This is a genomic window from Methanoculleus sp. (assembly GCF_035363275.1).
Lineage (GTDB): Archaea > Halobacteriota > Methanomicrobia > Methanomicrobiales > Methanoculleaceae > Methanoculleus.
In genome coordinates this window covers 1-10,851 of the sequence record NZ_DAOSET010000066.1, presented here as the reverse complement: position 1 = coordinate 10,851, position 10,851 = coordinate 1, and the positions used below count along the sequence as shown (strand labels likewise).

At 61.5% G+C, this 10,851-nt stretch carries 11 protein-coding genes, 1 tRNA gene and 1 pseudogene; 11 read left to right on the top strand and 2 right to left on the bottom strand.

The genetic code is table 11. The annotated features are described in order from the left end of the window. From PLN84_RS11505 to PLN84_RS11495, 3 genes are all read left to right on the top strand, one after another. A partial coding sequence (locus tag PLN84_RS11505) for an AMP-binding protein (protein WP_348532088.1) occupies window positions 1-1,133 on the top strand: 1,133 nt, incomplete at its 5' end. A gap of 42 nt (window positions 1,134-1,175) precedes the next feature. Further along, a complete protein-coding gene (locus PLN84_RS11500) occupies window positions 1,176-2,027 on the top strand; it encodes a 4Fe-4S ferredoxin (protein WP_292386208.1) in 852 nt (283 codons plus the stop codon). A gap of 147 nt (window positions 2,028-2,174) precedes the next feature. Beyond that, the gene (locus tag PLN84_RS11495; protein WP_292386207.1) at window positions 2,175-3,434 is read left to right on the top strand and encodes a protease inhibitor I42 family protein; all 1,260 of its coding nucleotides are present in this window, start codon (window positions 2,175-2,177) and stop codon (window positions 3,432-3,434) included. Between the two features lie 8 nt (window positions 3,435-3,442). Here the strand turns inward: PLN84_RS11495 and PLN84_RS11490 are convergent, their stop codons facing one another. Both PLN84_RS11490 and PLN84_RS11485 read right to left on the bottom strand, forming a co-directional pair. Next, a complete protein-coding gene (locus PLN84_RS11490; RefSeq protein ID WP_292386206.1) occupies window positions 3,443-4,759 on the bottom strand; it encodes an amidohydrolase in 1,317 nt (438 codons plus the stop codon). Then, entirely contained in the window at window positions 4,756-5,427 is a 672-nt protein-coding gene (locus tag PLN84_RS11485) for an MTAP family purine nucleoside phosphorylase (RefSeq protein ID WP_292386205.1), read from the bottom strand. The genes PLN84_RS11490 and PLN84_RS11485 overlap by 4 nt, the downstream gene beginning before the upstream one ends. Before the next feature lie 134 nt (window positions 5,428-5,561). On the opposite strand from PLN84_RS11485, the gene PLN84_RS11480 reads away from it, so the two are divergent. The 8 genes and pseudogenes from PLN84_RS11480 to PLN84_RS11445 form a co-directional block, all read left to right on the top strand. Beyond that, complete coding sequence (locus tag PLN84_RS11480; protein WP_292386204.1) at window positions 5,562-6,686, top strand: nicotinate phosphoribosyltransferase; 1,125 nt, start codon at window positions 5,562-5,564, stop codon at window positions 6,684-6,686. A gap of 58 nt (window positions 6,687-6,744) precedes the next feature. After that, a tRNA-Ala gene (locus PLN84_RS11475) sits at window positions 6,745-6,816 on the top strand. 105 nt (window positions 6,817-6,921) lie between these two features. Continuing rightward, complete coding sequence (locus PLN84_RS11470; RefSeq protein WP_292559409.1) at window positions 6,922-8,031, top strand: hypothetical protein; 1,110 nt, start codon at window positions 6,922-6,924, stop codon at window positions 8,029-8,031. Between the two features lie 403 nt (window positions 8,032-8,434). Then, complete coding sequence (locus PLN84_RS11465) at window positions 8,435-9,208, top strand: hypothetical protein (RefSeq protein ID WP_300033254.1); 774 nt, start codon at window positions 8,435-8,437, stop codon at window positions 9,206-9,208. A gap of 301 nt (window positions 9,209-9,509) precedes the next feature. Beyond that, the gene (locus PLN84_RS11460; protein ID WP_292386200.1) at window positions 9,510-9,638 is read left to right on the top strand and encodes a hypothetical protein; all 129 of its coding nucleotides are present in this window, start codon (window positions 9,510-9,512) and stop codon (window positions 9,636-9,638) included. Between the two features lie 194 nt (window positions 9,639-9,832). Further along, complete coding sequence (locus PLN84_RS11455) at window positions 9,833-10,060, top strand: hypothetical protein (protein WP_299954280.1); 228 nt, start codon at window positions 9,833-9,835, stop codon at window positions 10,058-10,060. Next, window positions 10,038-10,328 (top strand): type II toxin-antitoxin system RelE/ParE family toxin, encoded by a 291-nt coding sequence (locus PLN84_RS11450; RefSeq protein WP_292559415.1) that lies wholly within the window; start codon window positions 10,038-10,040, stop codon window positions 10,326-10,328. Before PLN84_RS11455 ends, PLN84_RS11450 begins: the two co-directional genes overlap by 23 nt. Window positions 10,329-10,633: 305 nt before the next feature. Next, a pseudogene (locus tag PLN84_RS11445) lies at window positions 10,634-10,851 on the top strand (transcriptional regulator); the annotation flags it as partial.

The window sequence follows — 10,851 nt, the reverse complement described above, 5'->3', positions numbered from 1 at the left end:
AGCTCCGGGAGCGGGAGGCGTCGCTCGACTTCGACGACGCGGTCAACATCCAGTATACCAGCGGGACCACCGGGTTCCCGAAGGGCGTCGTCCTGACCCACCACAACATCTTAAATAACGGCTTCATCATCGGCGAGGGGATGAAGTTCACCCATAAGGACCGGCTCTGCATCCCGGTGCCGTTCTACCACTGTTTCGGGATGGTCCTCTCGAACATGGCGAGCGTCACCCACGGCGCTGCGATGGTCCTGCCGGCACCGGTCTTCAGCGCCGAAGCGGTCTTGCGCGCCGTCCAGGACGAGAAGTGCACGGCGCTCCATGGGGTGCCGACGATGTTCATTGCCGAACTCTCCCATCCTGACTTCCCGAAGTACCGGCTTGATACGCTCCGCACCGGGATCATGGCCGGGTCGCCCTGCCCGACCGAGGTGATGCGGGAGGTCAACAAGAAGATGAACATGTCCGAGATCGTGATCGTCTACGGGCAGACGGAGACCTCGCCCGGCGTGACGATGACGACGACCGCCGACCCCCTGGAGCGGCGGGTCTCGACCATCGGCAAGCCCTTCCCCCACACCGAGATCAAGATCGTCGACCCGCACACGAAGAAGATCGTCCCCCGGGGAGAGACCGGCGAGATCTGCGCCCGGGGCTACTGCGTGATGCGGTGCTACTACAACAACCCCAACGCCACGCGGGCGACGATCGACGAGCACGGCTGGAACCACACCGGCGACCTGGGGACGATGGACGAGGAGGATTACCTCAAGATCGTCGGGCGCCTGAAGGATATGGTGATCCGCGGCGGGGAGAACATCTACCCGCGTGAGATCGAGGAGTTCCTCCACAACCACCCCCTGGTCGCTGATGCCTACGTGATCGGGGTGCCGGACCAGAAGTACGGCGAGGAGCTGATGGCCTGGATCAAGCTGGAGAACGGCTCGCCCCTCACCGAGGAGGAGGTCAAAGAGTTCTGCCGCGGTCGGATCGCGCACTTCAAGATCCCGCGCTACGTCAAGTTCGTCGACGACTTCCCGATGACGGTCTCGGGGAAGATCATGAAGTTCAAGATGCGCGAGATGGCGATCGAGGAACTCGGGCTTGAGGATGAGTCGAAGATCGAGACGGCGTAATCCCTCCCACCTTTTTTTTATCGCGCACGACGTCTTCTTATCATGCACGACTCGTTCGGCGTCCGGGAGATCTTCGAGGAGATCCGTTCAATCCTCACCGACCCGGACGTAAACCGGCTCGGCCCGGATTGCGCGGAGCCCGTCTGGGACAGCCCCCTCATCGGCGTCTCCCGCAGCGACGATCCGCTGTATGCCGAGTTTCAGGAGACGATCGGACCGTTTCACTGGACGCCCCTTGAGGCGCTCCGTACCGGGTTTCCGGAGATAGACGTCGCGGCGTCCGATCTCGCCGTCGTCGTCTGGGCGCTGCCGCAGACCGCCGCGACACGGCGCGACCACCGTGCGTGCACGACTCTTCCCTCGCGGCGCTGGAGCCTTGCGCGCCACTACGGGGAGGCGGTGAACGACCGTGTCCGCGACCGTCTCGTCCGGGTGCTCGTCGATGCCGGATACCCGGCCGTCGCCCCGGTCAGGCTCCCGGCTTATGGGCGGGAGACCTCGGAGCGGTTCGGCATCGCCTCGCGCTGGTCGGAGCGGCACGCCGCCTACGCTTCAGCCCTCGGCACCTTCGGCCTCTGCGACGGCCTGATCACGGAGCGGGGCAAGGCGGTGCGGTTCGGATCGGTCGTGGCCGCGATAGACCTTCCCACAACGCCGCGGCCGTACAAGAGCCGGACTGAGTACTGCCTCTCCTTCTCCGAACAGGGGTGCGACGCCTGCATCCGCCGCTGCCCCGCAGGCGCGATCTCGGCGGAGGGGCACGAGAAGGAGCGGTGCTTCGCGTACATCCGGGAGACGATGATGCCCTTCGTCGAGGGGGATATCGGCATCCCGGCCGCGAGCTGCGGCCTCTGCCAGACCCGCGTGCCCTGCGAGTCGCGGCGGCCACGATAGAAGGTTGTTCCGCCTCGCGGCCGCAGACGGACTCCACCCGGGCATCGCATATGTAGATTTAAATAAAACTATTTTTATACTATGTCCCATTTCCCTCCGGGAGGAAAACCCGTGAACCATGGATCCTTATATGTCGGATGTATCTGTATGGCCATGCTGCTGGTCGGCGTGAGCGGGGCAGAGGTCGGGGAGCCGGTCCAGGTGACACCGGACGGGAGCGGCCAGGGCCTCGCCGCCATCGACGGCGACCGGATCGCCTGGGTCGACGAGCGGCACGGCGGGAGCGATGTCTACCTCTACGATATCCCCGCCGCGACGGAGACACGGATCACCAACGGGACCGCCGTCCCGCTCTGGCCGGATATCTCCGGGGACCGTATCGTCTGGGAGGATAACCGGTCGGGAGCGCCTGAGGTCCGGCTCTATGACACCGCGGCCGGCACAGAGGTCCGGATCGCCGCCGGAGCCGTCCCGGGGATCGACGGCGACCGGGTCGTCTGGCTCGACAGGGAGGCCGGCATCCGGGCCATGAACCTGACGGACAGCAGCGTCGCCAGCATCTCGTCCGGGCCGGTGCAGGGCGACCCCCTGGTCGTCTCCCCCGACGTATCGGGCGGGACGATCGTCTGGGTGGACAACTTCACCGTCTTTGTCAGCCGGGATGCGGGAGAACCCGTGCCGCTCGGGAACGGCAGCGTCCGGCAGGGCTTCCCCGCGGTCGCCGGCGACCGGATCGTCTGGGCGGAGTTCCGCGACGGCTCCGGCTCGCTCGTCGTCCACAATCTTGCCACCGGTGAGGAGGAGCGGATCCCCGGCGGCCCGTCAGGGGTGGCATCCTCTCCCGATATCTCCGGCGACCTGATTGTCTGGCAGAGTTTCACGGGCCGGGACACCGACGACATCTACCTCTTCGACCTTGCCGCCGGCGAGACCCGGCAGGTCACCGGTGACGACGCGTGGCAGTCCCTCCCGCACGTCTCGGGCAGCCGGATCGTCTGGACGGATAACCGGTCGGGGGAGTGGAACGTCTTCCTCCTCACGCTCGAAGATGCGGCCGGGACCCCGTACGACTTCGGCATCGAGCAGAACGGAGAGAACGTCACCGTCCCGGTGGAGAGCGAGGTCGCGATCAGCCTTGCGGAGAACCCGTCCACCGGCTACTCCTGGAACGCCACGGCTTCACCGGGGCTCACCGTCGCCGACGACCGCTACCGGCCGAACGCAACGCCGGAAGGGGTGGTCGGCGCCGGCGGCACCCGCACCTGGACGCTCGTGCCCGAACAGCCGGGGACCTTCATCTTCTCGGCCGTCTACCGGCGGCCCTGGGAGAACGTGACCGGGACGGAGGACCGGTTCGACCTGACCATAACGGCGGTGGCGGACCTGCTGGACGTGCCGTCCGGGTGAAAAAAGGGTCAGGAGGCCTCTTCGGCGCGCCCGACGAGCGACCGCGCCGCGGCGGCGGCGCCCTCGAGGATCGCCTCCTCGCCCGGCACCGTCCGCTCGTGCATCAGGACCCTTCCCTGGCAGAGGACGGTCATGACCGCGTCGCCGTTGCAGGCGTAGACCAGGTTTGAGCCGGCGTGGTAGAGGGGGGTGTTGCAGACCGCACGGGCGTCGACGAGGACGATATCGGCCGGCGCCCCCACGGTCAGGGTGCCGGGGCCGGTGCCGAGCGCCCGGGCGCCTGCCGCGCTTGCCATCGTGACGGCCTCGCCCGCGGGCAGAAGGGTCGGCGAGTTCCAGGCGAACTTCTGGAGCAGGGCGGCGAACTTCATCTCCTCAAGCATGTCGAGGTTGTTGTTCGAGGAGCAGCCGTCGGTGCCGAGGCAGACGTTCGCCCCGGAAGCTTTCAGCCAGTGGTAGGGCATCGCCCGGTTGACGGCGAGCTTCATGTTGCTTGCCGGGTTGTGGGAGGCCGATACGCCCCGCTGGCCGAGGAGCCGGCACTCGGCCTCGTCAAGCCAGCAGCAGTGTGCCGCGACCGTCCGGGGGGTGAGGCATCCGCACCCGTCGAGGAGCGCCGCGGGGCGTTTGCCGAACTGGGCGACGCAGTCGACGACCTCTTTCTCGGTCTCGGAGAGGTGGACGTGGATGCCGATATCCTGATCTTTTGCATATTCGGCGCACCAGGAGAGGCCTTCGGGGGAGACGGTGTAGACGGAGTGGGGACCGACGGCCGCCCGGATCCGCGGGTTGTTGAGCGATTGTATGTGGCGGACGAGGGTTTCCGTCGCCTTGATCTCAGCCTCGCGCTTCTCGGGGATGGAAAGGTCGATGAACCCGTAGGCGAGCGTCGCCCGCATCCCCATCTCGTCGGCCGCCTCTGCGGCCCGGTCCATGAAGAAGTACATGTCGTTGAACGCGACGGTCCCGCTCTTGATCATCTCCAGGCACGCGAGTCTCGTCCCGGCGTAGACGTCGTCCCCGGTGAGATGGGCTTCAAGCGGCCAGATCTTCTGCGAGAGCCAGTCCTGCAGGATCATATCGTCCGCGTAGCCGCGGAGAAGGGTCATCGCGGCGTGGGTGTGGGTGTTGACGAGACCCGGGACAGCAAGCCGGTCGGAGCCGTCTATGACGATATCGGCGTCGATGGTCTTCTTCGCGTCCTTTCCGATCCCCGCGATCATGCCGGTCTCGTCGATCGCGATGTCCACGGTCGATCCGTCGATGATAGCGCCGGCGATCAGGACCGATCCCCGGGCGGTAAAGATGTCGTCTGATTCGTTCATGCACAGTTCTCCACGATTATCTCAAGAATGCTCTCCATCCTCCGGGCGTTTTTCCGCGAGGTTGCAAGCACCTGCTCAAAGGTCAGGGCTTCCTCCCCGAGGCCGTTTGCGTAGTTGTCCACGGTGCAGACGGCGGCAAACCGCATATCGAGCTCCATGGCGAGCGTCGCCTCGCTTGCGACGGTCATCCCAACGATATCCGCGACCTTCGCAAGCGCCTTGACCTCGGCGGCGGTCTCGAGCCGCGGCCCCCGGGTCTGGGCGTAGACCCCGCCCGTCAGGGCATCGGAGACGAGTTCGCCGAGGGTGCGGATGAGGTCCGCGTCCAACCGGGGGCAGATGTGGCCGATGGTGCATTCGTGGATGGAGGGGATATCGGTGATGCTCAGGTAATCCGTCGGGATGACGATCGAGCCCGGCCGGATTGCCGGCCGGAGGGAGCCGGTGGAGCCGAAGGCGACGACCGTGTCCACGCCGAGGATGGCGAGCGCCGCGAGGCACGCCCGGTAGTTGATCCGGTGCGGGGGGAGGTTGTGCTGGTGACGCATGAGGAGCGCGAAATCCCCGACACGGACCTCCGCCTTCCCGTAGGGGGTGGCGACGGTCCGCATCCGGAGCGGCGGCAGGTCGGCATAGAGGAGGCTCGTGCCCCCGATGATCCCGAGCACTAGATCCACCCCGCCGGGGCATACGCCTGTCCGTGTGACATTCAGTCTATCGGGTCGACGTCTGATGAGAAAATGCCATCTATCCGCGACACGCTCCGGAAGGGTTTACGTCTCCGGCGACGACCGGATCTGGCATGGGCAGGTTTCTGCTGGTCGGCGAGGACGCTATCCGGGATGGGCGGTGCACGGACATCTACTTCCGCCGGGTCAGGGACGTCATGGCACAGGACGGGGTCAACCCGCACGTCACGATGGAGGTGACGGCGGCGGCGCTCCCGGACTCGTGGGGGGTCCTGTGCGGTCTCTCCGATGTCGTCGAGCTCCTGGAGGGGGTGCCGGTGGACGTGGACGCGATGCCGGAGGGGGCCATCTTCGCGAAGAACGAGCCGGTCCTCCGGGTCTCGGGGCGCTACCGGGACTTCGCGGTCTACGAGACGGCGATTCTCGGTTTCCTCTGCCACGCGTCGGGGGTGGCGTCGGCGGCGGCCCACATCCGGCTCGCGGCGCAGGGCCGGCCGGTCTACTCCTTCGGGTCGCGCCGGCAGCACCCGGCGATCGCGGCGATGATCGAGCGGGCGGCCTGGATCGGCGGGGTGGACGGGGCGAGCAGCACCTGTGCGCCGGAGGGGATCCCGCTTGCCGGGACGATGCCGCACGCCTTCGTGATGTGCTACCCGCGGCAGGAGGACGCCTGGCGGGCGTTTGCGCAGGGAGCGGGCCCGGAGGTGCCGCGGATCATGCTCACGGACACCTTCTACGACGAGAAGGTAGAGGCGGTCAGGGCGGCGGCATGCGGGGCGACGGCCGTCCGGCTGGACACGCCGCGGTCGCGGCGGGGGGATATGCGGGCGATCGTCGAAGAGGTGCGCTGGGAGCTCGACGTTCACGGCTATTCAAACGTGAAGATCTTCCTCTCCGGGGGATTGTCGCGCGAGGACGTCGCGGCCTACCGCGACATCGCGGATGCCTTCGGGGTCGGGGGGGCTATCGCGAACGCGCCGGTGATCGACTTTGCGATGGACATCGTGGAGATAGAAGGAAGGCCCTACGCGAAGCGGGGGAAGCGGAGCGGCGCAAAGCAGGTCTATGAGATGGCCGGCCGGCGGGTCACGCTGCCCCTCGCCGCTCCCGCGCCGGAGGGCGGGGTCCCACTCCTCTCCCGCTACATCGAGGGCGGCGTGGTGGTCGCGCGCCCGAAGATGGATGATGCGCGGGAGCGGGTGCTCTCCCGGCTTTCGAGCCTCATTCGCGAGGGATAGGGGAGCGGCCTGCCCCAATCCTTATTATGTGATCACGATCAACATTGTAGGGTAATAGGGGCCGATAGATCAGGGGTAGATCGCTTCCTTGGCATGGAAGAGGCCGCGGGTTCAATTCCCGCTCGGTCCATACTGTTTTCCGGATTGACTTGATATACAGCAATTTTCAAGATACCTTTCACGCTCCGCCGGTATTAGATCCGAATAAGAAACATCTAAATCTACCTGGAACTTAATGGAAATTAACCAGGGACGTGATACTCTGAACCTCCCTTCGCTCATCAGTGATGATAGAGACTTTGACGACATTCAGGAGCTGATCCAGTACCTTGAATGCGAGCGAGGAGACGACCAGGTCAACAGTAACCTCCACATAGTTGCAACGCTATCGATGTTCCAGAATATCGACCAGTTCATCGAGAGTCTCAAAAACTTCCATTTCTCCATCGATAAGAGGGCAGGAAAACTGCTCCTTCTCTCAAAGGAGTCCCAGGATAAACGGATTTACATTTACACGTTCTTCGACGACAGGAACAACGTCCCGCTCTTCATCACGGATGCAAAGAAAACCAACGAGATACCTGACATCCTCTTCACTTATATCAACCGTACAAAGGAGATATCGAATCTCTGGATAGCCCCCAAGGTGATGAAGGAGATCAAAGATAACCTCGCCCGGGAATACCCGGACATGATCATAACCTATTTCTCCGCGAGGAGGGGCCCTAACACCGATATTCACTCCGAGTTCAGGCCTCATGTCAAGAGAGGCATCCAGTATAGGGGGAACGACGGAAAACACACGCTTGAGGAGATGGAATTCTACTACGGTGTGCTACCAAAGATTCTTGAGGTCCAGCTCCCGAACGGCATCGCGTTCCGCATCGACAATAAGGGGATCATAACACTGCGTCATGGGCACTTCGCAGGTATCTTCAAGATAATCGAAGAAGTCGTTTCACGGCTTGAAAACGTGAGAGAGGCAATCGGGGAGTCGGGATACTCCATCAACAAGGTCGGGTCCCGCAGGCAATTCTCGAATGCCATTCAGATCCCCTGGTCAATCGATGTGCCGGTGGAGATGCACTACGATGACGTCTCCCGCTTCTGCAAGGCGATGTGCAGCGAGGAGTGGAATTTTACCGTACTTGAGCAGGTGCTGCTGCCGGGCTCGATGTTCTTCTCCGCCCGGTTGATCGACGAGCACACGGGTTCTCTTCTGGACATCTCGACGACCGGTAGGAAGATCGACGTCTATCCGGTCGAGAAAATAGACATCGGAACATCCATGAGGTTTTTCGAGTTTGTGGTCGAGAATATCGACCATATGGCGACCGTAGGGTGATACCATCCATATTCCTCGTGAGCAGGAAGACTTTCAGGCGTTCTACAAGCGTTCTCCACCTGAAGTCCGCGAGGAACTGGATAAATTAAAGGACAAATATAAAACATACTCCATACCGTCGGCACGAGAGCGGATCGGTGATGCTCTTGAGGACGACAAAAAGCACCACACTCTCGTGAAGCAGTGCGCAAAATCTTTCGCACAGACCGACCTTTCACAGAGATCCGGATACGAATTTTATTTTGCAGAGCCCCTGATCGAGTTCGGCTCCGCAAAGAAGGGAAATCACAACTTCGATCTCTTCCTCTACAACGAAGGCGAAAACCGTGCGATCTTCATCGAGTGCAAATCCTCGATCACCGACGTAAAAAAGACGTTAAAAGAGGTCGGATTAGCCCGGGATATGGTCCTTGAAAAGACGGACTATCTTTCAGAGACCATAGACATCGAGCTCGATCCGGACCGGTTCGAGTACGTGCTCTGCATCAACGAGAAGGACAAGATAAAGATCATCGAGTCCATGAAGGCACAGGGCCAGAAGCCGCATCCCAAATACGACATCGACCGGATAAAAGTCTGGGTTTACGCCCCGCGGTCTCAACTGATACAACTTCTCCTCGAATGCTCGCATGAGAATTCAGCGTTAAACGAGATGCTGCAGGCGGGTTTCGGCGATCAGGACCTCCACCAGCAGTATGAACTCCCCTACTGTTATTCGACGAACCCCTACCGGCTCATCCAGCTGGCAATCATCGGGGAGTGCTACCGAAAGAACCTGTTCGATGACGGTATCGAAGATCCGAAGCTCATCCAGAAGAGCGCGGTGCTCTCGACCCTGATGGCTAACATCTCGCTGGGCGTTTCAGACGATCGGAAGGCACGGATGGTGACGGAGAAGTTACGAACTGTCCTCGAATACGGGCAGAAGTATCAGCTGTTCGATGAAGTCGATGCCGATGCTATCCGGCTCAACTGCCGGGGATCCAGACTCCGTGCCGTTCTTGAGAATATCGAGGCAAAATTTATTGAGCGATGGGTCGACGAGAAAGCCGGTGCGGAGGGGGAGCGACTCGCACTTGAGGACTACCGGACGAGTGCTATGAGGGATCAGTCCACGCTGTCTGAATTTTTCGAAAGAGACGATACCTCTACTGAAAGAGATGGATCAGGCGTCTGATAAACATCATGGGAATTTTCTCAACACTCTCTTTCAGGCTCTCGATATAGACCTCGACGGCCTCCCGTGCCATTGTTATCGCCTCATACAGCCGGGCGAGGGCCGGCACGGTGACGGTATACCTGCCTTCCGGCTCTCTCCAAGAGGAGAATTCAGGAATTCAGGCATCTCATCATAGTGCACCCCTGCTCGTGATAGTGCATTCCTTGTGATAAAGGGTATCCGTGCAGTATCCCATAGCGCTACCGTCCGTTTTTGGATCGACAAGAAAGCATATGTAGAATCGAAACAAGCAGGTTGTATGGCAAAGAATCAGCGTGCGGATGTTAAGAACCCCAACAACGCCTCACACAAGGCTGCAGTAGACAACAGGGCAAATCAGCTCAACCCGAACAACACAGCCACAAAGTCCGGCAGATGTAAGAAGTGAGCGCCTGAAAAACGCCCTACCATTCTCAAAAACCATCTAGAACCTAAGATCCACACTCTTTTGAGTAAAGGATATTTCTTAGAACTCCAGGAATGGAGAAAAAGCGGAAGACCTATCGCTCCTTCCCCGGATTGTAGACTCACACCCCAGGTGTCCAGGACCCACCCACTCACCCCGGTGCCAACATTGTAAATATGACGAAGGCTTACAATACCATCATGGCTGCAACGAAGAGAATTCCCGTCTCGGAAGGGGTCTGGGCGGCGATCTCCGAGCTGAAGCACCCCGGCCAGACCTTCGACGACCTCCTCTCACAGATGGTGGAGCAGGAGAAGAAGCGCCGGTTCATCGAGGATATGGACCGTATCGAGGCCGATGGGGATTTCGTGGAGCTGGACTTTGACGTTCCGGATACTGATTAACCGCAGGGCCCTTGAGAGTATCCGGAGCCTCAGCGAAAAGAGCCGGCGGATCGTCATGGAGAAGCTGAAAACTCTTCAGGAAGACCCGTTCCCCGGCAGCGGAAGCGACAAGGAGCGCCTGTACGTGCACGGGCGTGAGGACACCTATCGACTTCACATCAGCCGGACATTCACGGCATTCTATCGCATCCATGAGCAGGAGCTGGAAGTCCATGTTCTTGCCGTGATGTCAATCGAGCAGGCGCATAAACGGTACGGATGGTTCTGACCTCCTTTCATGTTACCAACTGTTCCGGCACCTCTCCTGAAGAACGATCCCCTCCGCTCCCGGGATTACCTGCTGTCGCGGTCCGTTGTCATTCTTCCGGTCTCCTGTCCGGGTGCCGCTGTATATACCGGCATTGAGATGATGCCGGCCCCTGCCCGGATAATAACGGATTTGTTAGGTAACAGACTTGTTATACACCGGATCTGTCAGGTGTCGTACATGCTGCCCATAGGAGGCCCCGCAACAGGCGACGATTTCGTCGACCGCGAACGCGAGACCGCCTGGACCCGGCAACGGCACGGAGGATGACGGCAGGGTTCCTGAAGCGGCTCGCCGGGGCGGGGGAGGTCTCCGCGGTCGGGAGCGCCGTCCGCGAGATCGTCGCGTCCGGGGGCGCCGGGTGGAAGGGGTTGTTGAAACCGGTCACGGATGCCGTGGCGATCGTCGAGGCGAAGGATACGAGGCTGTATTACACGAGGCTGCAGCCGGAGGAGCGGGCGGTCGTTGCCGGGATTGTCCGGGC

Excerpts from the sequence above, each read along its gene's own strand:
- PLN84_RS11500 (WP_292386208.1), top strand. The coding sequence starts at position 1,176 with ATGCACGACTCGTTCGGCGTCCGGGAGATCTTCGAGGAGATCCGTTCA.
- PLN84_RS11495 (WP_292386207.1), top strand. The coding sequence starts at position 2,175 with ATGGCCATGCTGCTGGTCGGCGTGAGCGGGGCAGAGGTCGGGGAGCCG.
- PLN84_RS11490 (WP_292386206.1), bottom strand. The coding sequence starts at position 4,759 with ATGAACGAATCAGACGACATCTTTACCGCCCGGGGATCGGTCCTGATC.
- PLN84_RS11480 (WP_292386204.1), top strand. The coding sequence starts at position 5,562 with ATGGGCAGGTTTCTGCTGGTCGGCGAGGACGCTATCCGGGATGGGCGG.
- PLN84_RS11470 (WP_292559409.1), top strand. The coding sequence starts at position 6,922 with ATGGAAATTAACCAGGGACGTGATACTCTGAACCTCCCTTCGCTCATC.
- PLN84_RS11465 (WP_300033254.1), top strand. The coding sequence starts at position 8,435 with ATGGTCCTTGAAAAGACGGACTATCTTTCAGAGACCATAGACATCGAG.
- PLN84_RS11460 (WP_292386200.1), top strand. The coding sequence starts at position 9,510 with ATGGCAAAGAATCAGCGTGCGGATGTTAAGAACCCCAACAACGCCTCA.
- PLN84_RS11455 (WP_299954280.1), top strand. The coding sequence starts at position 9,833 with ATGACGAAGGCTTACAATACCATCATGGCTGCAACGAAGAGAATTCCC.